18 protein-coding genes are annotated in these 26,167 nt (G+C 70.3%); 12 read left to right on the top strand and 6 right to left on the bottom strand.

Annotated elements, in window-relative coordinates; translation table 11 throughout:
- The first annotated feature begins 3 nt into the window (after window positions 1–3).
- Genes AC5R91_RS18595 through AC5R91_RS18575 form a run of 5 tightly spaced genes read left to right on the top strand, consistent with a single transcriptional unit; the run spans window position 4 to window position 5,897 of the window.
- Window positions 4–1,851 (top strand): SCO2524 family protein, encoded by a 1,848-nt coding sequence (locus AC5R91_RS18595; protein WP_495392622.1) that lies wholly within the window; start codon window positions 4–6, stop codon window positions 1,849–1,851.
- Entirely contained in the window at window positions 1,848–2,768 is a 921-nt protein-coding gene (locus AC5R91_RS18590; protein ID WP_495392621.1) for an SCO2523 family variant P-loop protein, read from the top strand. The genes AC5R91_RS18595 and AC5R91_RS18590 overlap by 4 nt, the downstream gene beginning before the upstream one ends.
- Before the next feature lie 22 nt (window positions 2,769–2,790).
- Window positions 2,791–3,807 (top strand): SCO2522 family protein, encoded by a 1,017-nt coding sequence (locus AC5R91_RS18585; protein ID WP_495392620.1) that lies wholly within the window; start codon window positions 2,791–2,793, stop codon window positions 3,805–3,807.
- Window positions 3,808–3,832: 25 nt separating this feature from the next.
- Window positions 3,833–4,903: an SCO2521 family protein gene (locus AC5R91_RS18580; protein ID WP_495392619.1), complete on the top strand. Its 1,071-nt coding sequence runs from the start codon at window positions 3,833–3,835 to the stop codon at window positions 4,901–4,903.
- Window positions 4,904–4,916: 13 nt separating this feature from the next.
- Window positions 4,917–5,897 carry a hypothetical protein gene (locus tag AC5R91_RS18575; RefSeq protein WP_495392618.1) on the top strand — a complete coding sequence of 327 codons (981 nt, stop codon included), beginning with the start codon at window positions 4,917–4,919 and terminating at the stop codon, window positions 5,895–5,897.
- A 28-nt stretch (window positions 5,898–5,925) separates the two neighbouring features.
- Here AC5R91_RS18575 and AC5R91_RS18570 read toward each other — a convergent pair whose 3' ends face one another.
- Window positions 5,926–6,558 (bottom strand): GNAT family N-acetyltransferase, encoded by a 633-nt coding sequence (locus AC5R91_RS18570; RefSeq protein ID WP_495392617.1) that lies wholly within the window; start codon window positions 6,556–6,558, stop codon window positions 5,926–5,928.
- A gap of 179 nt (window positions 6,559–6,737) precedes the next feature.
- On the opposite strand from AC5R91_RS18570, the gene AC5R91_RS18565 reads away from it, so the two are divergent.
- The 3 genes from AC5R91_RS18565 (at window position 6,738) to AC5R91_RS18555 (ending at window position 10,246) form a co-directional block, all read left to right on the top strand.
- On the top strand, window positions 6,738–7,445 hold the full coding sequence (locus tag AC5R91_RS18565) for a GntR family transcriptional regulator (RefSeq protein WP_011601632.1): 708 nt from the start codon (window positions 6,738–6,740) through the stop codon (window positions 7,443–7,445).
- A 266-nt stretch (window positions 7,446–7,711) separates the two neighbouring features.
- Window positions 7,712–9,307, top strand: coding sequence for an NCS1 family nucleobase:cation symporter-1 (locus AC5R91_RS18560; RefSeq protein WP_495392616.1), 1,596 nt, complete (start codon window positions 7,712–7,714; stop codon window positions 9,305–9,307).
- Between the two features lie 210 nt (window positions 9,308–9,517).
- The gene (locus tag AC5R91_RS18555) at window positions 9,518–10,246 is read left to right on the top strand and encodes an aspartate/glutamate racemase family protein (RefSeq protein WP_495392615.1); all 729 of its coding nucleotides are present in this window, start codon (window positions 9,518–9,520) and stop codon (window positions 10,244–10,246) included.
- Window positions 10,247–10,324: 78 nt separating this feature from the next.
- Here AC5R91_RS18555 and AC5R91_RS18550 read toward each other — a convergent pair whose 3' ends face one another.
- The gene (locus tag AC5R91_RS18550; RefSeq protein WP_495392614.1) at window positions 10,325–11,527 is read right to left on the bottom strand and encodes an acyl-CoA dehydrogenase family protein; all 1,203 of its coding nucleotides are present in this window, start codon (window positions 11,525–11,527) and stop codon (window positions 10,325–10,327) included.
- 138 nt (window positions 11,528–11,665) lie between these two features.
- Window positions 11,666–12,880: an acyl-CoA dehydrogenase family protein gene (locus tag AC5R91_RS18545; protein ID WP_495392613.1), complete on the bottom strand. Its 1,215-nt coding sequence runs from the start codon at window positions 12,878–12,880 to the stop codon at window positions 11,666–11,668.
- A gap of 504 nt (window positions 12,881–13,384) precedes the next feature.
- On the opposite strand from AC5R91_RS18545, the gene fxsA (AC5R91_RS18540) reads away from it, so the two are divergent.
- Window positions 13,385–13,573, top strand: a complete 189-nt coding sequence (fxsA, locus tag AC5R91_RS18540; RefSeq protein ID WP_495392612.1) for an FxSxx-COOH cyclophane-containing RiPP peptide — start codon at window positions 13,385–13,387, stop codon at window positions 13,571–13,573.
- Window positions 13,574–13,588: 15 nt separating this feature from the next.
- On the opposite strand, the gene fxsT (AC5R91_RS18535) is transcribed toward fxsA (AC5R91_RS18540), so the two are convergent.
- Together fxsT (AC5R91_RS18535) and AC5R91_RS18530 are read right to left on the bottom strand one after the other, a co-directional pair.
- Window positions 13,589–17,521 (bottom strand): FxSxx-COOH system tetratricopeptide repeat protein, encoded by a 3,933-nt coding sequence (gene fxsT, locus AC5R91_RS18535; RefSeq protein ID WP_495392611.1) that lies wholly within the window; start codon window positions 17,519–17,521, stop codon window positions 13,589–13,591.
- 8 nt (window positions 17,522–17,529) lie between these two features.
- Window positions 17,530–19,056, bottom strand: coding sequence for a TIR-like protein FxsC (locus AC5R91_RS18530; RefSeq protein WP_495392610.1), 1,527 nt, complete (start codon window positions 19,054–19,056; stop codon window positions 17,530–17,532).
- Between the two features lie 469 nt (window positions 19,057–19,525).
- On the opposite strand from AC5R91_RS18530, the gene fxsA (AC5R91_RS18525) reads away from it, so the two are divergent.
- Genes fxsA (AC5R91_RS18525) through AC5R91_RS18515 form a run of 3 tightly spaced genes read left to right on the top strand, consistent with a single transcriptional unit; the run spans window position 19,526 to window position 22,826 of the window.
- Complete coding sequence (gene fxsA / locus AC5R91_RS18525) at window positions 19,526–19,723, top strand: FxSxx-COOH cyclophane-containing RiPP peptide (protein ID WP_495392609.1); 198 nt, start codon at window positions 19,526–19,528, stop codon at window positions 19,721–19,723.
- Between the two features lie 50 nt (window positions 19,724–19,773).
- Window positions 19,774–20,976, top strand: a complete 1,203-nt coding sequence (locus AC5R91_RS18520; protein WP_495392608.1) for an FxsB family cyclophane-forming radical SAM/SPASM peptide maturase — start codon at window positions 19,774–19,776, stop codon at window positions 20,974–20,976.
- 47 nt (window positions 20,977–21,023) lie between these two features.
- The gene (locus tag AC5R91_RS18515; RefSeq protein WP_495392607.1) at window positions 21,024–22,826 is read left to right on the top strand and encodes an HEXXH motif domain-containing protein; all 1,803 of its coding nucleotides are present in this window, start codon (window positions 21,024–21,026) and stop codon (window positions 22,824–22,826) included.
- Here the strand turns inward: AC5R91_RS18515 and fxsT (AC5R91_RS18510) are convergent.
- Complete coding sequence (gene fxsT, locus AC5R91_RS18510) at window positions 22,821–25,367, bottom strand: FxSxx-COOH system tetratricopeptide repeat protein (protein ID WP_495392606.1); 2,547 nt, start codon at window positions 25,365–25,367, stop codon at window positions 22,821–22,823. The genes AC5R91_RS18515 and fxsT (AC5R91_RS18510) overlap by 6 nt on opposite strands.
- Between the last annotated feature and the right edge of the window lie 800 nt (window positions 25,368–26,167).

The following is a 26,167-nucleotide window of genomic DNA, read 5'->3' as shown; positions in this document are numbered from 1 at the left end:
AAGGTGCGCATCCGACCTCGGCAGTCGCTTCTCGAGCTGTGGCGGGCGACTGTCGACTACTCCTACCGCGACGGCGTGTGGACGCCCGCCGGGCGGGCCGAGCCGAATTCGACCAGCGATGCCGAGCAACTGCTGTGCCTGATGTATCCGGCCTCCCAGATCGCCGCCTTCAAACTTGACCGGCCGGACGAGACGGCCCGGGACCTGCGTGAGGCACTCGCCCAGCTCGGGGACGCGGTGGAGATTCCGCGTCGGCTGATCACGGCGATGCGCGCCTACATGGAGCGTTACACGGCTGGCGCCAACACGCCGGTCTTCGCGGGCGGCAGCTACCTGGAGCCGCGGGTGGAAGGCGAACTGCTCACCCCGGAGCAGCGGCGGCTGGATGTCGTCGACTCCTTCTCGATGTCCATCACCCTTTCGCTGGCCACGCTGGGCTTTCTCAACGTGTTCGAGAAGGTCGTGCGGCGACCGGCGCTGCTGGCCCAGATCGCCGAGCTGGAGGAGATGGCCAGCCGCCGGCTCACGGCGGCGATGGTCGGCCTGCTGCGCAGCTTCACGGTGCACTCGTTCGCGCCGGACTCGCCCGCGGGCCGCGTGCTGTGCCAGACGGTCAACCAGCGCGGCCTGCCACCCAAGAAGATCGTCGCCGAGCTGCACGAGGCGCTCGCCCAGGTCCGTGCGGGCCTCGCCGAGGTCACCCTCGGTTCCGGCGGTGCCGAGGAGCTCGACAACGAGGAGCATCTGTTCGAGTGCGGCTGGTCCTGGGGGATCATCAAGGACGCGCCGGAGGTGCCCACCGCGGAGCCGCTGGACCAGCCGGTCGGTGTCGCCGTCCGGCGACCGTTCCTGTACTTCACGGTCGTCGCGCTCGACGGCATCCTCGATCTGTTCTCCGAACGGACCCGCATCCTCGACCTGCTGACCGAGGAGCAGCAGGGGTTCATGCGTGCCCTGCAGATCCGCTGGGACCTGACCCAGCAGTACTGGTCCATCCTCGCCGGGTTCGGCGGGGAGCGCTGGCCGCTGGAGGACATCCCCTGGCGGACGACCGACGGACGCGAGTCCGACTACTACAGCCTGCTCGTCACCTCCGTCACGGTCGAGGCGCTCGTCCAGCGCCGGGCCGTCGACCTCGACCTGGCCCGGGTGGGCCGGGTGCTCGAGGAGCTGTCAGCCCGGGGCCGCGTCACGCGGCGGGCCCTCGAGGAGGACTCGGCGGTCGAGATGCACGTCCCGGGGGTGCGGCTGAACCTCTACGGTGCCGAGGACCTCCCCTCCGGGGAACGGGGCCCCGAGGTCGTCTGGCCGGTGGCCGACTTCGCCACCGCGCTGCTGAAGCGGACCATCCGCGTCGCCTCGCTCGCGGGCGGGACGGAGCTGCGGGACCGGCTGCTGCGCCTGACGGACGATGTCTGGGACCATCTCCATCTGCGCCGGCTGACCACCGGCCCCGCGGCCGGGCTCTGGGACGACGCGAGCGCCGCCTTCCCGCAGCTCAAACCGGACGACCAGGCACCCTCGTGGTACCTCACCGAGCGGGTGATGGAGTGCCTCGTGGTCGCGGCCACCATGACCAACGAGGCGCCGCTGCGCAACGACCGACTGATGGTCATGGCCCAGGACCTCGCCATTGAGGCCGATCACCTCTACAGCCAGGAGCTGCTGCGCGGCGCCACGGACGCGGGCCCCGTGGGCCGGCGGCTCGACCACCTGGGCCGGCGGCTCGAACGGGCCCGCGCCGTCGCCGACAGCAGGCCCGGGACGGCGATCGCGATCCTGTTCGAGGTGCTCGGAGAGCTCGACGAGCTCGTCGCGGCGCGCCGATCCAGGCAGGGTGATCCCGAATGATCCTCTTCGCGACCTCCGACAAGGGCGGTACCGGTCGATCGGTGACAAGCTGCAACGTGGCGCTGCGCTGCGCGTTGCAGGGTAGCGACGTCTGCTATCTCGACTTCGACTTCGGCTCGCCGACCGCGGGTGCGATCCTGCACGTGGACTCGGCCACCCGCGGCATCAACGGCGGCCGCGGCCTGCACAGCTACCTGGAGGGCTCGGTCGCCGCACCGGCCGAGCTCGATCTGTGGCGGCACATCGAACGGGCCGAGCTACGGCCCCGGCCCGCGGGCGCGGGACGGCTGGTGCTGCTGCCCGGAGACGAGGGCGGCGGCGAGTTCCCGATCGACGACGAGATGACGGACCGGTGCCAGCGGCTGCTGCGGCGCCTGGCGGAGGAGTTCGAACTCGTCATCGTCGATCTCAGCGCCGGGCGTTCCTACGCGCTGCAGCTCGTCCTCGAGGTCACCGCGCGGCCCGCCCTGCAGGCGGTCGTCACCCGCTGGCTGGTGTTCCACCGGTGGACCCGGCAGCACATCGTCGCGGCCGCGGGCCTCGCCTACGGCGAGCACGGCATCGTGGACACCGGTGCGGCCAAGGGGCATCACCGCGACCGGCTGCACGACTCCGTCCGGTTCGTCCGTACCGCCGTTCCCGATCCGGACTCGTCCCAGTTCGCCGGCCTGCTGCCGACCCAGGCGGCATGGTTGCAGGAGACCGACGCGGAGCTGCAGAAGCTCGCCGCGCGACGACGGATCGGGCGCAGCGTCCTGCTCGGCTCGGTCCCGCTGGATCCCGTCCTGCAGTGGCGTGAACAGCTCATCCTCGACAGTGATGTCTGGACGCTGCGGATCGCGAACCCGGAGACCAACACAGCCCTCGACGACCTCGCCAAGAACGTCCTGGACGACGAGTCCTGGGAAGGACTGTGACGGGGCGTGAGGGCGTGAGGGCGTGACGGGGCGTGAGGGCGTGACGGGCGTGGAGGTCGTCGTCGGGGAGACGAGCGCCACCGATCGGACGGTGGAGATACCCCTGTCCCACCTGTCCGTCGAACTCGGACACCTGTACATGGAGGAACTGGTCGACGGCAGCGTCGACCTGCCCGCCTACTTCGGCCGGATAGCGACGTGGACCGGCCCAGACCAGTTGGCGGACCTCGCCCGCGTCCCGCGGTCCCGGCTGCGGGCGAGCACCTGCGTCCTCGTCGACGACTACGCCGCCGCGCCGCTCGGGCCCGACGTCGTGGTGCCCCAGCTGATCGCGGCCGCCCGCTGCGCGGGCCTGACCATCGACTACATCGCGCGTGAATCGGGTTGCGCCGCGCCGATGGACGGTGCCGCCGCGCTGGCGGGGCCCCGGCCGGCCGCCTCCCTCGCCGATCTGGTCGAGGGCCTGATCGTGGCTGACCCGGCGGCGGGCTTCAACGGCAACCGGCCGCCCGCGCACGAGAACGGCTGGCTGTGCAACGGCGTCCGATCGCCCGCCGGGGGCGCCCGGCAGGCCATGCGGGCACCCGTGGCCTGGCAGCCGCCGGTGGAGAACCGGGCGCACCGGCATTCGATCTTCCTCGATGTGGAGATCTGGCGGGAGCAGGGGTCCGGCCGGCGCTGGTCGTGCCCGTTCCTCGCCACCGTGTGGCAGCTTCTCCGGCTCGGCCAGCTACGCGTCCTCGGTCAGCCCGCCGCGACCCCGGTCGGCATCGACCCGGACGACCTGCCGGCCGCCTGGGCGCAGTTTCCGACGATCGCCCGGTTACCGGGCCGCACGGCCCCGTTTGCCGCGTACCGCTCCCTGTCCGTGCTCGACGGCCGGTTCCTCCCCGTCGAGCACGCGGTCCGGATGACCCTCGGCCAGATCGCCGTCGACCCGATCGTGGCCGAACAGACCCTGCGCCGGGCCGAGCGGGAGAACGTGCCGCTGCCGGCGGAGCTGCCCGACCGGGTCGGCCATGTCTTCCTCGGCGGATGAGATGGCAGATCGGACGGGGGATGAGATGGCGGATGGGACCATCCCGCCTGCCGGCGTCGCCCGCGACGGGTCGCGTGTTCTCGTGGGCGAGGTGCGCACCGGCCTGCTCGCCCAGTCCCGGGCGCTCACGGAGCCGGAGGCCACGGCGGTCGTGGCGCTACGGCCCGGGGCTCAGGTGCGGGTCTCGGCGCGCCCCGTGCCCCACTGCGTCTCACCCGATGTGACCCTCGGGGTGCACTGCCCCGTCCCCAGCGCCTCCGGGGCCCGCCGCGACGGCCTCGGCACGGTGCTCAGTCGAGCCGCGGTGACCAGCGGCCGGCTGGTGCAGGCCAGCACCCACGTCCGGATCGTCCTGGGCGGTGCGCGGCCGGCCGGGCGCCGCCGGCCCTGGGCTCACCATCTCGCCCACCCCGGGACGATCGAGGTGGGTGGCCGGCTGTCCGCCGACGACCTGGTCGACGGCTTCCTGCTGGCCGAGACCGGCGACGGGCCCGGAACCACCCTCGATCTGGGGGCGGTCTGCGGCCGGCTGCTCGACCAGGTGCAGGAAAGCCCAATTCTCGACCAGAAGCCTCCTTTGCGGGCGCGGCGGACGCGGTTCAGGTTCGCGCTCCTCCCGTGCGCCCATCCCGCGGCCGGCGAACCGGTCTCTCGTTCAGGATCCGCCGCCGCCCACACCACTTCTGGTCGTCCGCCGAGGCCGGGTCATGTCTGCCGCGTTGGTTTCGTCGTCGCGGACGAAACCGTACGCACACTGCGTATTCATGGATCCGGGCTGGACCTTGTGAGCGTCGTCGGACTATGCGAGGATCTCGCTCTCCACGATTGGCTTCTCACCACAGTCCAGCATGTCGTCGCGGGCAGCCGGGTTCGGGCAGGCGGAGGAGGTCGGTTGCCATCACAGTTGAAGCCGGTAATAGATCATCTGCTGCATGTGTGGATGCCAGGCGCGCGGATCGGCGAGGAGCTGCTTCCGGTCTGGACGGGTCTCGAACAGCGGCTCGGCTTCTCTCGCCAGTGGGAAAGTCTGGTCGGCTGGATCCGCGATCAGCTTGCTCTCTCGCTCCTCGCCAGCCTGGGCGATGGAGCCCGTTAGGTTCGGGGGAACCGTGAACGATCAGATCCGGGCCGGTACGACATCCGAGGTGTTGCGGAAGTCGACGATCAGCATCCTCATCGGCGGTCTCACCTGGGTGATCGCCAATCTGACGGGGCAGCAGAAGGAATGGGCGCTGCTGTTCTCCGCCTTCGTCGGGTCCGTCGTCCTCATCGTGCAGTTCCTCGTCGACTTCGAGCGGCGCATCAAGTTGGTCGAAGCCTCGATCGCGGCACATCATTCAAGTATAGAATCCATCGTGCAGCGCCGATTCGCCGAGATCAGCGAGATTGCGGAGTTGTTCAGCCTGGTAGAGACCTCGGCGATGCGCACCGATGTCGTCGTCCAGTTCCTGCGTAACGCGGTCGCGATCGGGGAGTCGCCGCGGTTGCGCTACGAATTCGCCCATGCGGAGATCCATCGAATGTCCGAGTTCCTGCGGGAACTGAAGAGCGGGACAGCGACCTACTTCGGCGAGGACCGGGACTGGCTGCTCGGGCTGACCCGGGAGGCCAGCAACTCCATCGACGCCATCAGCCTGCCCTCGGTCGACGGCGGCGTGCACGGCTTCGCCGACGGTTTCTGGGAGAGCGACCTCGGTCATCGCTACCTGGAATGCCAGCGCGAGGCGGCCGAACGGCGAGGCGTCCGGATCCGGCGCATCCTCGTGCTGGAGCGGGAGAACGTGCTGGCCGAGGAGAACCTGCACAGCCTGTGCTCCCGCCATTCCAACCACGGCATCGAGGTGCGCACCCTGCACCCGGAGTCGATCCCGCTGGGCGCCAGCCGCGCCCTGCTCGACTTCATCGTCTTCGACGACGTCATCGGGTACGAGGTCACGCCCGGAGCCCATGCGGGCACCGCCATGCCGCCGACGATCGTCAACACCCGACTCGTTCTGCGGGCGGACGTCGTGCAGGCCCACCGGCTCCATTTCGACGAGCTGTGGAAGGTGGCCGAACCGTTCGACCCGTCCGCCCCGCGGGCCGCCTGAGATGGCCTGAGCCGGCGTCGCGACGGCGTCAGCGCTCGCGCGGCGGCAGGAAGCGGTACATGACGTAGAGGTCGACGTTGCCGAGCCAGGGGTGGCGGTACGCGGCGGGCAGCGTGCCGACCTGGCGGAACGCCAGCGACCGCCACAGCGAGACCAGCTTCGGGTTGGCGGCGACGACGTGGACCTGCATCGCCTGGTAGCCCAGGTCCGTGGCGTAGTCGATCATCTCCTCGGCGGCCTGGCGGCTGACACTCTCCCAGTGACCGCCGGCACGCCCACGGGTGGGGGACACCGGGCCACCGTAGGGCCCGTGATCCTCGTACGGACCGGCGCCGGCGCGAGGCCCCCCCTGGTCGACCCGCTTCGGATCGACCAGCAGCATCGCCTGCGCCACGTGGTTGCCGAGGCCCGGCAGGCTAGGCGTCAGCAGCGCGGTCGCGACGACGGCCGCCGCGCCCGGGAGCCCGTCCGCCGCCTCGTCCGCCTCGACCTCCTCCTCCATGACCAGCACCTGGGCCGGCGGCGGGAGCATCCAGACGGCGCGGGCGGTCTCCTCGCCGGTGTCGGGTTCCCAGGGGCAGGTTTCACCCTCGATCACGACGGCCCGCCAGACCGGCCAGATCCTGTCCCAGTCCTCCTCGGACGCCCGCCGTATGCGCACCTGTCCGATCCTGCCCGTTCGCCGCATCGTGCGGGTAACGGTGATGCGACACCGGCGCCCGCGGTCCGGTGTGAGCGCGGCGAGATCTGCCCGTGGACGGGACGAAACAGACCGGGATTACAGTCCCCGCATTCGTGCCGGGACCGCGTCTGCCGGCCGGCACCGTACTGGAGGGTGCGATGCGAGTTCCCCGGCCTCCCACCGCCTGGGTCGCGACCCTGTCCACGAGCTGGAGCGGCTCCGCCCGCGAGGCGATTCTGCGCGAGCTGAAGCGGGTGATCCTCGACGGCGCGGCGGCGCCGGGCCTGCCCATCCCCGTCGACGAGGTGGCCGCGCGCTACCAGGTGAGCCGGATTCCGGTCCGGGAGGCGCTGATGAGCCTGGTCGGGGAGGGCCTGGTGGAGCACCGTTCCCGGGCGGGCTACACCGTCGCGACGCTCACCCCGGGCGAGCTGCGCGAGTTCTACCTGGTTCGGGAGGCGCTGGAGGCGGCGGCCCTCGGCGCCGCGGTGCGCCGGGCGACCGCCGCGGACGACGCCCTGGTCTCCCAGGCGCATGCCGCCACGTCGGAGGCGATCCGGGCGGGCGACTCCCGCGGCCACCACCGGGAGAGCCGGCGGTTCCACCTCGCGCTCGTCAACGCGGGCGGCATGCCGCGCCTGGCGCGCATGTTCGAGTCCGCCTGGAACATGACCGAACCCGCCCGGCCGATGGACTACGCCTCACGGGATGCCGTGGACCTGCTCAACGACGACCACGAACGGATGCTGCACGCTTTTCGGGCCCGCGATGCGGCCGCGCTGCTGGAGGTCTCGCGCCTGCACCACGGCCGACTGCAGAACTTCGTGCTGGCGCTACCGGAGTCCGGCGAGCTCGGCCAGGGCTGAGCGCGGCCCGGCGCGGACGGGGCGGCTCGGTGGCTCGGTGGCTCGGCGGCGATCCGGGCTGGCCCGGATATATCTGTCGCGTCATTCGACAGAAACATCGCCGCCCTACGCTTTCTCGACAGCAGCCGGACACCGGAATCATCTCGCTCGGCCAGGGCGGTCCGGTGCCGATGCCGGCCGTGATGCCGGCGACCGTCGGTGCTTTCGGTATGTCGGCCGACGCCCGATCAACCATCCGGGGCGCGCAGCCAATCGAGGGAGAAACAATGACCGAGTCCGTGACCTCCGCGGCGCGATCCCCGAGCCCGGAAACGGCTCCCGGTGGTCTCGTCGAGACCGCCGGACTGGCCGGGGTTGCTGTCGTGGAAGAGAGTTACGATCCCCGGCTCTACAATGCGGACCTGGCACCGCTGAAGGAACAGAGCTGGTCCGCATACAACATCTTCGCCTTCTGGATGTCGGACGTGCACAGCGTCGGCGGATATGTGACCGCCGGCAGCCTGTTCGCGCTCGGGCTGACAAGCTGGCAGGTCCTGGTCGCGCTGCTGGTGGGCATCACCATCGTCTATTTCTTCTGTAACCTCGTCGCTCGGCCGAGTCAGCAGGGCGCAGTGCCCTACCCGGTGATCTGTCGGGCGCCGTTCGGCGTCCTCGGGGCGAACGTCCCGGCCGTGATCCGTGGTCTGATCGCCGTCGCCTGGTACGGCATCCAGACGTACCTGGCCTCGGCCGCGCTCGACGTCGTGCTGCTGAAGCTCTTCTCCGGGCTCACCCCGTACGCCGACGTCCACAGGTACGGCTTCCTGGGTCTTCCGCTGCTCGGCTGGTGCAGCTTCGCGGTGCTCTGGGTCCTCCAGGCGGCCGTGTTCTGGACCGGGATGGAGACGATCCGCCGGTTCATCGACTTCTGCGGGCCGGCCGTCTACGTCGTCATGTTCGCGCTCACCGGCTACCTCATCTACAGGGCCGGCTGGGGCGCGATGAGCCTCAACATCGGCAGCGGGGACCACCATGGCTCGACCATCTCCCTGATGCTCGGGGCGATCGCGCTGGTCGTCTCCTACTTCTCCGGCCCGATGCTGAACTTCGGCGACTTCGCCCGGTACGGGAAGTCGTTCGGCGCGGTGCGAAAGGGCAACCTGCTCGGTCTGCCGGTGAACTTCCTCGTCTTCTCCCTGCTGGTGGTGCTCACCTCGTCGCTGACGATTCCGGTGTTCGGTGAACTCATCACCGACCCGGTGCAGACGGTCGCCCGCATCGACAGCACCTTCGCCATCGTCCTCGGCGCGCTGACCTTCACGACGGCCACCATCGGCATCAACATCGTCGCGAACTTCATCTCGCCGGCCTTCGACTTCTCGAACGTCAGCCCGCAGCGGATCAGTTGGCGCGCCGGTGGCATGATCGCCGCGGTCGGATCGGTGCTCATCACCCCGTGGAACCTGTACAACAACCCGGACGTCATCCGCTACACGCTGGAGACACTCGGCGCCTTCATCGGCCCCTTGTTCGGGGTGCTGATCTGTGACTTCTATGTGATCCGCCGCCGGGTCGTGGTGGTCGACGACCTGTTCACGATGTCCGAGCAGGGCACCTACTGGTACCGCCGGGGCGTCAACCCGCCGGCGGTCATCGCCACCGCGGTCGGCGCGGTCGTCGCGATGCTCACCGTGGTGGTGCCGTCCTCGGCGATCTCCTGGATCGGCACCGCGGGCCAGTACAGCTGGTTCATCGGAATGGGCCTCGGCCTGGCCGTCTACTACGTGCTCGCCCGGCGTTCACCGATCACGGCGACGTCGCTGCGGCCCGCCGTGCCGGCGCCGCGGGTGCCCCAGGCCAGCCAGGCGCCGGCCGTCCGCTAACCGCCGCCCGGCACGGGCTCGGGCGACCGACCGGCGGGGACGCAGCCACCTCCCCGCCGGCCGGCACCGCCCGTCCCCGTCCCCGTTCCCGTCTGACGTCCCCGTTCCCGTCCGACGTCCCGATTGCCGTCCCACGTCTCGGTCCCATCCGGGCCGGCACGTCGGCCCCGGCCCCTGCCCGTGCACGATCGACCTGGACGGCCCGCGCACATGCTCATCAGGGTCATCAATCCGAACACCACCGTCGCCATGACCAAGCTGATCGATGAGTCCGCCCAGCTCGCGGCCCGTTCGGGCGTCGTCGTCGAGGCGGTCAACCCGGCGATGGGCCCGGCGTCGATCGAGAGCCACTACGACGAGGCCCTCAGCGTCCCGGGCATCCTCGCCGAGATCGCCACCGGCGAAGAGGACGGCGCCGCCGGATACGTCATCGCCTGTTTCGGTGACCCGGGGGTCGACGCGGCCCGCGAGCTCGCGGCCGGGCCGGTGCTCGGCATCGCCGAGGCGGCGATGCGGGCGGCGAGCTGCCTCGGCCGGGCCTTCAGCGTTGTCACGACCCTGGACCGCACCCGCGGACGGGCCGCCGAACTCGTCGACCGTTACGGGATGCGTCCGGTCTGCCGCAGCGTGCGGGCCTGCGACCTACCGGTCCTCGACCTCGACAGCGACCCGGGCGCCCCGGCGCGGGTGCTCGCCGAATGCCGGGCGGCACGCGACACCGACGGCGCCGACGTCATCGTGCTGGGCTGCGCCGGGATGGCCGACCTGTGCACCGCGTTGTCCGCCGACCTCGGCATCCCGGTGATCGACGGCGTGTCCGTCGCCACGGCGGCGGTCGCCGGCCTCGCCGGCCTTGGGCTGCGCAGCAGCGACCGGGGCGAGTACGCTGCGCCGCCCCGCAAGCCGTACACCGGGCTGCTGCGCGGCTTCGGCTCCTGACGCCCCGGTCAGTCGTGACGGCTCGGTCAGTCGTGACGGCTCGGGCCGGTACGGCTCGGGTCGGCCGTGGCGGCTCGGTCAGCCGCGGGGGACGTCCCGCCAGGGCTTTCCGGTGTCGACGCGGACGTCGCCGGGCAGCCGGAGCACCCGCTCGCCCAGCACGTTGCGCAGGATCTGCGATGTCCCGCCCTCGATCGTGTTGGCCCGGGCCCGTAGGAACCGGCGCTGCAGGCTGTCGGCGGGGTCGTCGTAGGAGTCGTAGAGGGTGCCCTCCGGGCCGAGCATGTCCATGCAGAAGTCGTAGATCTTCTGGTTGAGTTCGGCGCCGACGAGCTTGCCGATGGACGCCTCCGGTCCGGGCGGCCCGGCGGTGCGGGCGACCCGGGCACGCTCCCCGGTGAGCCGGTAGGCCTCCGCCTGCGTCCACAGGTCGGCCAGCCGCAGCCGCAGCGCCGGGCTGTGCAGGTCGGGCCGGTCCCGCCACAGCTCCAGCGCGTCGGCGATCGTGCCGGAGCCGCGGCCGAGGGCGGAGTCGCCGATCGCGGAGCGCTCGTTCATCAGCGTGGTCATCGCGACGTTCCAGCCCTGGCCGACGTCGCCCAGGCGGTGGGCGTCCGGGACGCGCACGCCGGTCAGGTAGACCTCGTTGAACTCGGCCTGGCCGGTGGCCTGCCGCAGCGGCCGGACCTCAACGCCGGGGGCGTGCATGTCGACGATGAAGTACGTCAGCCCGCGGTGCTTGGGCAGGTCCGGGTCGGTCCGGGCCAGCAGCAGCGCCCAGCTCGCCAGGTGCGCGAGGCTCGTCCACACCTTCTGCCCGTCGACGATCCAGTCCTCGCCGTCGCGCACCGCGCGGGTCGACAGTCCGGCGAGGTCGGAGCCCGCGCCCGGCTCGCTGAACAACTGGGCCCACATCTGCTCGCCGGTGTACAGCGGGCGCAGCAGCCTCGCCCGGAGCTCCTCGCCGGCGTGGCCGTGCAGGGTCGGGCCGGCCATGCCGACGCCGATCGGGTTGTTCAGGAACGGGTCGGGCCGCCCGCCGGCGGCCAGGATCGCGTCGGCGACCGCCTGCAGACCGGCGGGCAGGCCGAGGCCGCCGAAGCCGACGGGGAAGTGCACCCAGGCCAGGCCCGCGTCGTAGCAGGCGCCGAGGAACTCCGCCGTCGTCGCGGTGGCCGGGTCGATGCCGGCGACCACCCCGTGGGCGGCCCGTTCGACGCGCGCCCGGTCGTCCTGCGAAGCCCCCGCCGCAGTTGGGGCGTCGGCCGTGTCGGCGCTCATCGCCGTCTCCCGCCTGTCGTCGTCACGTCGTGTGCCGTAGGTCGCTGGTGCCTGCGTGGGTCGCTGATGCCTGCGTGGGTCGGTGATGTTGGTGTGGGTCGGTGATGTCCGTGTTGGGTCGTGGGCTGCGCCGGCGGGCTAGCGGCCGTCGGCGTCGTCGAGGACGAGCTGGGCCAGCCGCTCCTGGTGCGCGTCGGCGCCGCCGAACAGGGCCGCGTCGGTGTAGGCGCGCTTGAGGTACAGGTGCGCGGGATGCTCCCAGGTGAAGCCGATCCCGCCGTGCACCTGCACGGCCATCGCCGCGACCTGCGTGAACGCCGTCGAACACACCGACTGGGCGAGGCTCGCCGCGATCCGCGGGTCGTCGGTGCCCTCGTCGAGCGCCCACGCCCCGTGGTAGGCCACCGAACGGGCCTGCTCGACCAGCACCAGCATGTCGGCGCACAGGTGCTTGACCGCCTGGAACGACCCGATCGGCCGGCCGAACTGCAGCCGGGTCCTGGCGTACTCGACGGAGAGATCGAGCAGGTACTGGGCGGCGCCGACCTGCTCGGCGGCCAGCAGCACGGCGGCGGTCTCCGCGGTGGTGGCGAGGACGGCCGCGGCCTCCGGCGCCGCGGCGAGCAGCCGGGCCGGGACGTCGTTGAAGCTGACGACGGCCTGCCGGCGGGTGAGGTCCATCGTGGGCGTGGACTGCCGGACCAGTCCGGCCGCGTCGGAGCTCACCGCGAACAGCCCTACGGTGTCCCCGTCCCCGTCCCCGTCCCCGTCCGCGCCGCCGATCGCCGCGGCGACCAGCAACAGATCCGCCGCGGCGCCGTCCAGCACGTGCGCGACGGATCCACGCAGCGTGTGCCCGGCGGTCGCGGTGCCGCCCGGCGAGGGGGTTCCGTCCGGTGCAGCGGCGCTGTGGCGGGCGGTGGCGGTCACGGTGACGGCGGTCGGGTCGAACCCGCCCCGGTGCAGCGGCGCCGCCAGCGCGGCGGAGGTGCGGCCCGCGACGAGCCCCGGCAGCAGCTCCGCACGTGCCGTCTTGTCGCTCAGGCCCCCCAGCGCCGTGGCGCCGAGGATGATCGAACCGAGCAGCGGCCCGCACACGAGCGCCCGGCCCAGCTCCTCGATCACCACCGCCTGGGAGACCAGCCCGTCGCCGACGCCGTCGTATTCCTCGTCCGTGGCGAGGCCGAGCACACCGAGTTCCTCGCCGAGCCGGGACCAGACGGCGGGATCGTGGCCGAGCGGCGACGCCATCAGCCGCCGGACCTCCTCCTGTGGACTGACCTCCGCGGCGAACGCACGTACCGTCCGGCGCAGCTCGACCTGCTCAGCGGACCAGGCGAACTCCGAGCTCATGGGCCACTCCCCGCATGGACGACAGGACACCTCGGATGCCGATGCGACCCCGCCACCGATCCTGCGATCGCCTCCGCGCCCACCCGTGCACCCGACCGGCCCCCGACCCTTCGGCGGGGCCCGGAGCCGACGGACGGCCGGGCACCAGGATGACGTGCGGAGTGTGAGCTATGCCGCATCTCGCCATCCGACCTAAACAGGTCTTCCAGACCGCAGTCAACAAGTGCGCGGCATCACAGGGACGGGCCTGGTCACCTGTGGATTGATCCTCGGTTGAGGAGCGGTGTCGCCTCGCGGCCGCCCGCCGTCCCGGCAATCACTGAATTAACACGAGCAATTACGCCTTGCTGTCGACGGTCGCGGCTGCGGGCCTGGATCGATGGCGGCGTGACGACCGCCTCGGCTGTTCCTCGCCGTCATTGTCGGTGGGCTGACCGCCGGCCCGTACGCTGCAGTCTGACGTCGGCGTGTGGGTCGCCGAACCGGGACAGGAGCGAGCAGCGCATGATCGACGGGGACGAGGCGTTCGAGTCGGTTCTGCCCGATCTGTCCGAAATCGATCTCGCCGATCTCGCCGACCGCTCCCATCCGCGGCTGCGCGACGCCCTGGCCAGGCTCCGGCAGGAAGCCGTGCGCCCCGCCGACGCCATGTCCGGGTTCACCTCGAGCATTCGGCCCGGCGGCGGTCACTGACCGTACGGGCCCATCTCACGGCGGGGGCGGATCGATCTCAAGGTCCACCCGCTCGCCGTCACGTGCTCGAACGCTGACCGGGTGGTCGGCACCGAGTCCCGCCTCAAGATCCTCGAGAATGTTCGCCTGCATATTTCGAGTCAAGGTCGCGGGATCGGTTCTCGCCAGGCTGGTGGCATGGTTGATGGAGACGATCATTGTGATGGGATGGCTGTCGCCGAGCTTTGCCCGCAGGCTGGCCTCGACCTCCTGATCGAGTCGTTGGGCGGGGATGAGCCGGTTCGTGTCGTAGTAGCAGTTGGCGAGATTGGCCGTGCAGTAGAAGATGAACGGATGATCCTGGGGCAGTGACCTCCGCAGCATTTCGACGGTCTGTTCCGCGAGTTGGGTGGCGGCGGCCGTGCTCCCTTCCGAACGGAGGGCTGTGATCAACGCATTTGCGGCGGCAAGAGTGTAGAGACTGTCGGGTCCGAGCTGACCACGCGCGCGCCGGAATGTATCCTCCGCCAGGCTGCGGGCGGCTGAGGTCTCCCGGGCGAGGCACAGGTCGGAAACCAGGCTGACGGCCGTCGCCAGAGTCTCCGGATGGTCCTTTCCTGCCAGGGCGCCAAACCTGCCGAGCGTGTATGCCGAATCTTGGCGGGCGCGGTCGCTCTGGCCGCACCACCGCAAGGAGATCGCGCGGTTCCGTAATGATCTGAGGGTGTCGGCATGACCCTCACCCAGGGCCTCGCGGCAGCGTTCCACGGTTGCCTCCAGGAGCGTGAGTGACTCCTGGTAGTGCCCGCACTCACGGAGATCGCGGGCATGGCTGTCCGCCAACTGCAGGGCGTAGACGGGGTTCTCGCTGTTCAGCCTACGCACCCGTTCATAGATCTCTCGACTCATGTCGAGGGCGGTGGCAAAATCACCGACGAAGCGCAGGGAAACCGCGAGATCGTTGGCGCTCAGGATCCCGTCGGGGCGATCGAGCCAACCGCGAATCCGGAACCGCTCGTAGGTCTCCTCGTCGAGCGTGCGGGCATCCTGGTACCTGCGCATCCCGCGGAGGTCGCCGCCCAGCGCCATCGCCGCCCGCAGCGTGAGGGGAGCATCCGGCCCGAGAACGCGTTGTAGCCGTTCCCGGGCCGACTGGTCCAGCCGGCGGGCCCTTTCCGGCTCGCCCAGAACGCGCAGGCTGTCGGCAAGATTCAGGGTGAGTTCCAAGGTCTGCTGATCGTTCTCGCCCAGGCTGTCCTGCCAGATGCTCAAGGTGTCGTCGGCGAGGTCCCGGCAGTCGCTGTAGTGGCGTTGCATGTACAGGCTGCGAATGATGTTGAGGACCAGTTCGGCGACACCCCGCGAGGTGGAACGGGCGGCTCCCGCCGGCCCGATATGGGGGCGGAGCAACGCGTAACGGGGCCAGTTGCGAGGCTCGTCGGGCTCGCCGGGATCCGCAGCCGCCAGCAACGCCTGCACCCGTTGACGAATGCCCGCCTGCCGATCCGGGGAGAAGTCGTCGCGGATCGCCGCCTGCACGAGCCGGTGCATCTCCAGGCTCTGATCTCTCTCGTCGACCCGGGCCAGCGCGTGCTCGGTCATGTTCCGGACGGCGGTGGCCAGCGTGAGTGGATCTCGGAACTCCTGGTCCCGACGGTCCTCGACATCTCGCAGTCCCTCGCCGGTGAAGAGCCGCAGACCGATCGGCTCCGGGCCGAAGAAGGCACACAGCTCGGCGAGCCGCGCGGCGAGGGGAGCCTGCTTTCGCAGCCGATCGACGGACAGCAGCCAGGTCCGGGCGATGGTGCCCGGATAGCTCGGAACCTCGCCCTCCAGTAGCAGCGGGCCGGGGCTGCTGTCGAGTAGCTGCAGGTAGCTCTCGGCGCTCATCCCGGTCTCGGCATGCCAGGCCGCCGCATGCTCGAGGGCCAGCGGCAGGTTGCCCAGCGCGTCGGCGAGCCTGGTCGCGACCTCCGCCGCCAGCGCCGGAGCTCGGCGGCGCAGCAGGGCGACGCTTTCTCCCTGACTGAAAACCCCGATCTCCATCCGCTCCTGGCGGCCCTGCCAGCGCTGGTTGCGGGAGGTGATGAGCACATGCCCCGGACCGTGGGGAATCAGCGGGGTGATGTCGTCCGGGCTGTCGGCGTTGTCGAAGACGAGCAACCATCGCCGGTACGGATCGCCGCGGCGCAGGGCGTTCAACACGTCGTCGACCGGCTCGTGCCTCGGGTGCGCCGGCAACCTGAATCTCCGGGCGAGGGCCGCCAGTCCACTGCGCAGCAGCGCGGGCTGATCACAGCCGATCCAGCAGACCAGATCGTACGAAGCGGCGAAACGGTAGACATACTCCGCGGCGAGCTGGGTCTTGCCCACGCCGCCGAGGCCCTGCAACACCTGGATGTGGGCCGGGGCGGTGCCGACGCCGACGAAACGGTCCCGAAGCTCGGTGAGGAGCGCCTCCCGACCCACGAACGCGAGGTTGCGGGCGGGCACTCCCGCCCAGATCTGCGGTGGGGCGCCGGGGAACCGGATCGTGGCGTCCGCGCCGGTCCTCGTGAGTGTGGGTGCGGTACGGCGGTCGGGCCGTCCCACCGCGGCGAGCAGCGCCCGCCGGGCAGGCGTCTCGGTCAGGCCGGCGAGGTCGGTGTAGTCCTGCTCGCCGAACTGGGCGGGGAGCGGAAAATCCTCGACGCGTACGGGTAGGAAGAGGCGGGCGAGCCCGTTCGGATCGCGGGCGGTCGCCTGACGCCATCTCTCCTGCCCGGAGGAGCGGAGGTATGCCCGGGACAGGACGGCGACCGTCCGGAACCCCCCGCCGGGCGCGATTGCGGCGGGGCCATCGCCGGTCCAACCTGGTGGCACGCCGGTGGCCGACTCCAGCGTCACGGCGAAGCCGACCGCCGCCAGTTCCCCGGCGATCCAGTCGGCCCAGGTGCGATCCTCGGCGGCATGATTGATGAGGATGTCCGTCGGGATGGGGATCTGCGTGCGTTCGAACATCGCGAGAATGCGTCGGCGCTCCCGCTCGTCCTGCGGGGCAAGAGTGTTGACCTCGCCACCGGTGAGACAGGACGCGAGCCGCTCGTATGCGGCCAGCAGCGTTCCCTCCTGCTGGGGGCGGTCACCGAAGACGGCCAGGATCTCCTCGTACGCGTAGTAGGGCTTGTACGGTATCTCGACATCACCCCAATACCGTTCTCGCTCGCGGCCGTCCATACCGTGCAGGAAGGCGTCGAAGGTCGCTCGGGCGAGGTCGCGGCCCACCTCCAGCTTCTTCTGCTCGCCGTCCTCGACTCGCATCGGAACTGGGAGTATACGGATTTTACGTGCATCGTCCTGGCTGTCGATCGATCGGGCGGCGGCGGCGGCCCCCTCGATGCTCTGTGTGCTGAGAGTGAAGCAGTTGACAACGATGTCGGGTAGCTGGACGGTGCAGATCCCCGCGGTGTCGCTCAGCCCGGTCCGGCTGTCGACGAGTATCCACTCATAGGACGCGCGCATGTTCTTGGCAACGGCGTCGATGAAATCTGCGCCGCCGTGCGCGTCGTAGAAGGTGCTCCAGTCGAAGGTGCTCAGGCGCTGGGAATATGCTGGGTCGTGGCGGCCGGAACAGACGAAGTCAATTGTGCCGTCGTCCGGGAAAGTCGTGTTCAGTGATTCCGCGTAGGGCGTGATCGCGGTGGCGCGCTCAAACCAGTCCTCCTCGCCGGGAACCGGTGGGGACATCACCGCCGCGGTGAAATCCCAGATCATGTCCATCACGCCGCGGGTCGAGCGTAGTTCGGGGTCGTGGAGAAACGGGTGAAAGTATCGCTGCAGACCGGGCGCCTCCAGATCCCAGTCCACGACGAGGACGCGTCGGCCGTTGCTGGCGAGCAGCCAGGCGATGTTGGCCAGCGCCATCGAGCGGCCCGTTCCGCCCTTGTACGAGTAGAACGTGACGATGGTGCCCGGCGGTGCTCCTGCCACCGTATCTCCTACGGGCTCTGGAGGAACGGCCGGCGGCGGGGCTGGGCGTCACGGGTACGCAACGATGAATGAGAGGAGAAGATGCGAGCCTGCAGGTCGGCGAGCACCTGGATGAGGGTCCTCCCGAACTCGTCGTGTGAGCCGACGTCCATGCGAAGGAGGTTGTCCTGCCGAACCACGTTGTTGCGTAGTGTCTGGGTCAGGCTGGCCCTCAGCTCGGCGGCGTTCTCGATCGTCTCGGCGTCGTGCGGATTCCACGGTACCAGGACACCCGTGGTGGGCTCGTTTCGTCCGTCGTACTCGATGAGTGCGGTATGAAATGGCTCCAGCATCGCGGTCCACACATCGATGATGAAGATGACGACCTCGTTGCGTTCCTTTGAGGTCTCGAGTAACGCGCCTATGCCGGTGTGCAGCTTGACGATGGTCGAGACCATGTCCTGGCTCGCGGCGACGGACTGCGCCAGGACGCAGACCCGCTGGCGGAAGTGCGGGTGAAACGGCGTCCACTCATCGTACTGACCACCGTAGTAGTCCAGCCGCCGACGCAGCGCCGCAAGCTCGTTCGCCGAGGTCACGGCGAGGACGAAGGTAACTCGTTTGGGACCGCCACCGGGATCCGTACCGGCCCCGCGGGCCGCCGGCGCGGACATCCGGCGGGTGGCGCCGGGATCATGGAAATCCCAGGCGTTGCCGGCTGATTCGTCGGCGGCGGATGCCGGTGCGGTGGCCTCCTGCGCGTGCGGCGAGTCCGGCTCCCGCGGCGAGACCGGCTCGGCGCCGCGCGCCAGGCCTGGTGACGGCTCAGATCCTGGCGGCGGCTCGGCTCGACGTGCCGTCGGCGGCGCAGGACTCGTCATCTCGCGGCCGTTCCAGGTGACCACACCGTTGTCTTCCGCGGGCCGGGCCGCGGGCGCGGACGGGTGGGCGACGATCTCCGCCGGCCCGAAAGCATTGCGAACCGCATGGAAGTCGGGGGCGGTTGCCATGGGCGGGAGTGGGGAGTCCTCGGCCAGAAATATGATCCGCTTGGCCAGCGCCACCAGGAACTCCTGGTACTCGTCATGGTTCCGCTTCAGTTGCAGGAGATATCGCAGGCCGTGCGTGGCGTAGCCGTCCCCGAGATCCCTGTGACTATACTGCAACCCGGAGAGGATTGCGGGGGTTGGCCGCAACGGCGTCCAGATCACGGGGAGTAGCGCTGGCGGGCGGGTCGCCCCGTTGGCCGTCTGGTCCCGGAGCCGGTCGTCGAAAACCTGCCACTCCCGGCCGCAGTACTCGCTGGCGAAGAGGCTGGGTGAGCAGATTGCCACGAAGGTCCGGCATCGCCTGAGGGCGTCGCTCAGCTCCTCCGACCAGGCCTCACCCGGGCGGATGCTCGAGGTGTCGAGAAATCCGACGTCATCGAGACTGGGATAGCCGCAGCGGGCCCGAACCTCCCGCCGAAGATCCAGAAAGAAAGTGCTGAGAAACGGGCCGTCGGTGATGTCAAGCCGCGCATAACTGAGGAAGAAGTACAACGGAAGCGCAGTCATCGGGCCGGGAGGCGTCCGGAGAGGCGGGCGCCGGCGTGGGCCTGGGCTGCCCGATGGATTCGGGCCGCGATGCGGCTCGGTGAGGGTGGGCGTTCTCGGCCGGCTATCTGGCACCGTGTCGACTGACTGACCCATGACCCGCGGACGATCTCCCCCGGTTCCACTGGTCCCCTCGTTTCCTACCCGGTCGGCACCGCACCCGCTGGTCCAGCCGGTGCCGGGTATCGATGAGTGAGAAGAGAGTCTACGTCGTGGGAGGTGGAAGGAGGCATGGCGCCGGTGCGTCGGAAACCAGGTAAGTACGGTTTCCGATGGGCCCGGCAGAGGTATACGTCCCGCCGGCCGTACGCCGTCGGCTTGTCCCGGTGACGCCGGCTCCCGCCGGACGAAGCTTTCTGTGTTGCTTTACGGGCGCCGGGTCGCGGGCCAGGCTAGATTGGAAGATCGGGGCCCCTTGAGGAGGTCGCGGATGGATCGGTCGTTGGCAGGTTTCGAGTCGTGGCTACCCGACATGACCGAGGTGGCGCTTGACGCGATCGGGGTGGTGGACAGCCCTGGGCTCCGGCGGGCGTTGGCGCGCCTGGATCGCGAGGCTGCGCAGGTCTCCTCGCCGCCGACCGGCTTCAACTCGAGTGTGGCTTTCACCTCCGCCCTGTCGGCGCTTTAGACAGGGGCAGGGTGCAGATCTCTGACGCCGACGCGAGGCGACTCCGGCGGATGGAGTGGCCCTATGGCTCGCTTCCCGACAAAAAGCTGGACGGCTCGGGTTGGCGACCTGAGCCCTTCTCGCAGTTCGTTCTCAAGGTGCACAGTCGCTGCAACCTGTCGTGCACCTACTGTTACGTCTACCATCAGGCCGATCAGAGCTGGCGCGGTCAGCCCGCGGCGATGAGCCACCGGACGGTCGCCGCGACGGCAGGGCGAGTGGCGCGGCATGCGCGGCGGCACGGTCTGACCGCCGTCCACGTCGTTCTGCACGGCGGCGAGCCGCTCCTGGCCGGGGCCGACCTGCTCGACTACGTGGTCACGGCTTTCCGGGACGCGGCGCCGGCCGGAACGCGCGTCGCGTTCAGCCTCCAGACGAACGCCGTGCTGCTGACCGAGCGCATGCTCGAACTCTGCCTGGGCCACGGCATCCGCGTGGGCGTCAGCGTCGACGGCGGCGTCGACCACCACAATCGACGGCGGGTCCGACGGGACGGGTCGGAGAGCCTGGCGGACACACATACCGGACTCGCCCGGCTGACCGCGGAGCGGTTCCGCGACATCTTCGGCGGTCTGCTCTGCGTCATAGACCTGGAAAGTGATCCGCTCGAGGTGTACGAAAGCCTGCTTGCCTGGAACCCGCCGGCGGTCGACTTTCTGCTGCCCCACGGAAACTGGCTGGTCCGACCGCCTGGGCGGGGGGTGGACGAGCGGGACACGCCGTACGCGGACTGGCTCGGGAGGTTGTTCGACCGCTGGTATTCCGCCTCGGACCACGAGACGGACCTCCGCCTTTTCGACGAGATCATCGCTCTGCTGCTCGGCGGGCGAAGCCGGGTCGAGACCGTGGGACTGACCCCGTCGACGGTGGTCGTGGTCGAGACCGACGGCTCGATCGAGCAGGTTGACGCGCTGAAGTCCGCCTATCAGGGAGCCGCGTCGACCGGGTTGCACGTCGACCGGGACGACTTCGACGCCGCTCTGCGGCACCCGGGCATCGTCGCCAGGCAGATCGGTGCCGCGGCGCTCGGCGAGGAATGCACCCGATGCCCCATCCATCGGGTCTGCGGTGGTGGGTACTACCCGCATCGATACCGGCCGGGTACCGGTTTCCGGAACCGCTCGGTGTACTGTCCGGATCTGTTCCACCTGATCTCGCATATCGGAACCCGGATCCGCGCGGATCTCGAGCGCGCCCGACGCCGCACAGGGTGAGCGTGAAATTTCATCGGCTGGCCGCCGCTGATTTCGATGAGCTGGCGGTGGGGGGAGCCGGGGCGGAGGTTGTCCACCGTCTCCGGGCGACGCAGCTCAGCAAGCGGCTGTTGACTCTGCGCGCGGTCATGGATGATGCCGACCGTCTGGCGCCGGGAGCCGGCGACGGTCTCGCACGCAGCTTCGACGTGCTTGTCGCCGCGCAGCGCGCCGCGCCGGACTCGGTGGAGGAGCTGTTGGTCTCGCCGGGGTTCGGGCTGTGGGCGATGCACTGCCTGCGGCGGATGCGTGGCGCCGTGTCCTCCCCGATTCCGCTCGAGGACGATCTGGCCGGGCTCGGTGCGCTGGCCGTCGTGGCGGCCCTGCGTGCCGGGCTGGACGCGGAGGTCCCCGTGCTGATCAGAGAGGACGAGCTGGTTCTGCCCACCCTTGGCCGCTACCGTGGTGTGTCGTCCGGCTGGGTTCAGGCACGGACCGCCGGTGGCGCACTGACGTTGCGTACGGCCGGTTCACCGCAGGAGCGCCAGGTTCTGATCGCCCGGGCAGCGCGGGCGGCCGAGCAGGACCTGATCCGCGACGCCGGTTCCGGCTGGGAGCCGGTGCCCACTCTCGACGCGCAGGCGGCGGGTGAGCGGATCGAGCTGCGCCTGGACTACCTCGATCCCGGCCGCCACCTGCTCGACCTGCCCATGACGTCCGAGGTCGCCCCGGAGGCGCTCGACCTGTGGCGCCAGCGGCTTGCCGACGGCTGGCGGATCCTGTGCCGGTGCGATCCACGCGCGGCGCGGGCGATCGCCGCCGGGCTCACGACGGTCTTCCCGTTGCGGGCGACGAGCGGCGCGACCGAGCTCAGCGCCTCCGCCGGCGAGGCGTTCGGGGCGGTCGCGATGACGCTGCCGAAGGACGGCCTGTCGTGCGCGGCCGCCCTCGTCCACGAGTTCCAGCACAACAAGCTGTCCGCGCTGCTCGATCTCGTCACCCTGTTCGAGCACGTCGAGGGACGGCTGCTTTACGCGCCCTGGCGCGCCGATCCTCGCCCCCTGCCCGGGCTGCTCCAGGGCGCCTACGCCTACCTCGGACTCACCGGATTCTGGGACTTCCAGCGGCGGGTGCTCCCCGAGCCGGGCTACGCGCACTTCGAGTTCGCCCGGTGGCGGGAGGAGGTGTGGCGGGTCCTCGTCGCGATCCGGCTGTCCGGTGCGCTGACCCCGCTGGGACTCCGCTTCCTCGACGGCATGCGGACGGTGGTCTGGCGCCACCGGCAGGCCGCGGTGCCGGCTGAGCCGCGGATGCTGGCCCGGCGGATCAGCGCGGACACCTGGACGACCTGGCGGCTGCGCAACGCCGAGCCCGCCGCGGACCGGGTGGCGGCTCTCGTCCGGGCGTGGGCCGCCGGCCGCCCGGCGCCGGCCGGGATGCGGGTGCCCACGGGTATCCGGGCCGGCAACCGCGGGCTGGTCCACAGCGCCCGGCTCAGCCTGGTGCACCTCCGGTTGAATGAGCCGAAGGTCTTCGCGGCCGTGCGCGAAGGCGTTCCCGGTGTGCTCGAGGAGGACTTCTCGCCGGCCGATCGGGCGTATGCCTGCGGCGACTTCCCGGCGGCCGCGGCCGCCTACAAGCGGGAGATCGCCGAGGATCCGGACCACCTCGGGGCATGGGCCGGTCTCGCGCTGTGCCGCCGGGAGACCGGCCCACACGGCAGCCGGGTCCTCATCGCCCACCCCGAGCTCGTGCGCGCGGTGCACCGGGGGGTCGAGGAGCTGAGCGGGGACCGCGTCGACCCGGATGATCTTGCGGCCTGGCTGCCCGAGCCGGCCCCCGACGGGACCGCCGGGGGAACGGGGCTATAGCGGCGGCGGCTCGAAGTCGAAGTCCAGCCGCTCACCACGCAGGCCGGCCAGCACGTCCGGATGGTCCTCGCCGAGAACCCGCCGGTAGCGGCGCACCGTGTCCTGGGTGAGGGCTTGGCTCTCCTCCGCCCGGCCGACGGCGGCGAGGTCCAGCGCGACGTTGGTCGCGCAGACCAGCGTGTGCGGATGATCATAGCCGAGGAGGTCCCGGAACCGGGGGAGCGCGGCCTCCCCCATCTTCACCGCCTCGTCGGTCCGCCCCAGCGCGGATCGTGCCGTCGCCAGGTTTGCCACACAGGTCAGGGTGAAGTGGTGGTCGGCGCCCAGCCTGGCCTCCAGGCCGGCGAGCGACTCGGTCAGCAGGCTCTCGGCCTCCTCGACCCGACCGAGCTGCCGGTGGACGAGGGCGAGGTTCAGGCCGCAGCCGTAGGTGTAGGGATGGTCGGGGCCGAGCACGTCGCGGTAGCGGCGGACAGTCTTCTCGATCCGGACGGTCGCCTCGTCCGGATCGCCCGCCACCCGCTGCGCGTTGCCGAGGTTGATCCCGGCGGCGAGGGTGTCCGGGTGCTCGGAGCCGTACTGCGGGCTGTTGGTGTACCGGCCGTGTACCTCCCGTGCCAACTCCAGCGCGGCGGCGAAGTCACCGGCCTTGCGGCGCGCCACCGAGAGCTCCTTGGCATGCTGGACGACGTGCCAGTGCCCGGCCGGCAGGATCCGCCGTTGCACCAGGTCGCGGTAGATCAGGTACGCCTGCTCGGCCAGCTCCCGGGCCTCCAGGTACTGCCCGGCCTGGCGGAGATCGCGGGCGAGGGCGGCCATGGAGAACACCACCCACACCGCGTCATCGCGGGTGTATGCGGCGCGCCGATCGGCGAGGTTGCGCTGGTCTGCTTCGAGAGCGCGGGCATACGAGCTGGTGAGGCTGTAGTCGACGGCGAGGTTGTTGGCGGCGTTGAGGGTGGCCTGGTGCTCCTCGCCGAAGACCGCCCGATGGCGGGCGAGGGAGTCCTCGTCGAGTTCGCGGGCCGCCTGGAACTCGCCGAGGGAACGCAGGTCCGCACCGTGACCGTTCAGGACGAGCAGCGTCTCCTCGTGGTCCGTCCCGAGCACTTCCGTGATCGCCTCGAGAGTGGGGCGCCGCAGGTCGTAGGCCTCGCGATACCGGCCCAGCGCCCAGAGAATGTCCGCCTTGATCCCCTGCAGGACGAGGACGTCGGGATCGCGGTGGCCGGAGTCCGCGATCCACCGGGTCAGCGCCCGATCCGCCTCGACGAGGCCGGTGGTGAAGTCGCCGGTCTGGTAGAGGTACCGGACTACATGCTCGATGAGCTGGCGCGCCGGCGGCTCCTGGGCCCGGTAGACCTCGGAGGGCACGATGTGCGGCAGCAGCCGGCCGAACAGCGGCCAGTTGTCCTCCTCCGCCTCGCCCGGGTCCGCCCCGACGAGCAGTTGGTGCACCTCGTCGCGCACCCGCCGCTGGTCCTCGGCCGGCAGGTCGTCGCGGATGAGCTTCTGGACGAGCCGGTGGACCTGCAGCGTCTTGTTGGTGGTGTCGATGCGGGCCAGGGCGTAGCGGCCGAGCTCCCGGACGGCGCGGCTGACGACCAGCCGGTCCTGCATGGCGGCGCCGAAATCGGACTTCAGGATGTACTTGCCGCGGTCGAGCATCTCCATCGAGATCGGTTCCGGGCTGAAGAACGCGCAACGGCGCAGCAGCTCCAGGGCGAACGGCGCCTGTTCCTGCAACCGGCTCACCGACAGGCTCCAGGCCGCCGCGACCGGCCGGGAATAGTCGGCGGGCGTGTTCTCGGCGAGCAACCGGCCGCCGGCCTCGCGCAGCAACTCCAGGTACTCCTGGGCGCCCATGCCCGTCTCGGCCTGCAGAGCGCCCGCCTGCTCCAGAGCGAGCGGCAGGTCCCCGAGAGCGTCGGCCAGCTCGTCGGCATCGGTTCCCGAGATTCCCTGAACCCGGCGACGGAGGAACTCCAGGCTTTCCGTGCGGTCGAAGACGTTTACCTCGATCGTGTCGACGTGGCTCAGCCAGCTCCGGTTGCGCGAGGTCACGATGACGTGTCCGGGACCGTGCGGGATGCTGGGACGGATGAGTTCCGGCTGCTCGGCGTTGTCGAAGATCAGTAGCCAGCGACGGTAGGGGTCTCCCCGGCGCAGCGCGTCCAGTACCAGGGCGACGGCGTCGTCGACCCGCAGTGGGGCGGCGTCCGCCAGCCCCAACCGGGGCGCGAGGGTGGCGAGGGTGGACCTGACCAGCGAGGGCTGGTCGGCGGGCACCCACCACACGAGGTCGTAGTCGGTCTGGAAACGGTGGGCGTACTCGATCGCCAGATGGGTCTTGCCCACCCCGCCGAGCCCCTGCAGCGCGTGCGGCAGGACCGCGGTGACGTCACGCGTGTCCGAGGTGATTCGGGCGCGCAGATCGGCGAGCAGGCCTTCCCGACCGGTGAAGTTCTTGTTCCGTTGTGGCACGTTGCCCCACACGGTTGGTACCCGCCGACCGGTGTCCTGCGCCGGAACCGACTTCACCACCGAATCCACCATTCCCCCGCGTTGTTCGACGCGAGGTGGTTCGTTTGTCGACGTCATATCTCGCCCAACGTCATACCTCGCCCAACGTCATGCCTTGCCCATGCAGAAAATCTCCAGCTCACCGAGCGCCTGGATCTTACCTCTGGAAGGGGTTGGGAAGGCACCCCTAACCGGGCTGCGTGTCGCCCCGCGTACTCCCAGAATTTTTCTACCATATAGTGATGAAAGGGATGGTTGTCCGGTTCTTGCCAGGTGACATCCGGACGACTCGGGAAAGCCCAGGTCAAGGGGCGGCTTCCGGTGCGCGTCGCGGCGAAAACCGCCCCTCCGACGCTGGCCGCGCTGTCTGACCGATGTCCAGGGTGTGCGTCCAGGGTGTGCGTCCGGGTGGGCGGATACGGAGCCCCTGGGTGTTGCGGAGCCCCAGGTGTTGCGGAGCCCTGGGTGTGACTGTCGTGGCGGCGGCCGTGGTCGCCTCGGTGTCAGCCCGGCCGCATCCCAGGCCGCCGCAGTGCGGGTGCCCGTGCCGGTCTCGGCCGGGAGCTCCGACCTGTTCGCACCCCACCCGGCGCGGCTGGCGCGGCTGGTGGGGTGCCATCCGGCCATCCGGCGGTGGGGCCACCGGGAGCCGAGCCGTGCGCCGGAGGGCCCCATTCCCGGCAGGCCGGCGAATACGGCCGGTGTGGTCCACCGGGCCGTTGTCCACCGCCAGCGATCCGGGGTCGGATAGTATTCACCGAGGTCACGGGGCTGGCAGCGAGGGGCTCTACCACATTGGGTACTGAAGCGGCCGCGGC

The sequence above is a fragment of the Frankia sp. BMG5.60 genome, assembly GCF_059428125.1.
This window is presented reverse-complemented; position numbering and strand designations above follow the sequence as displayed.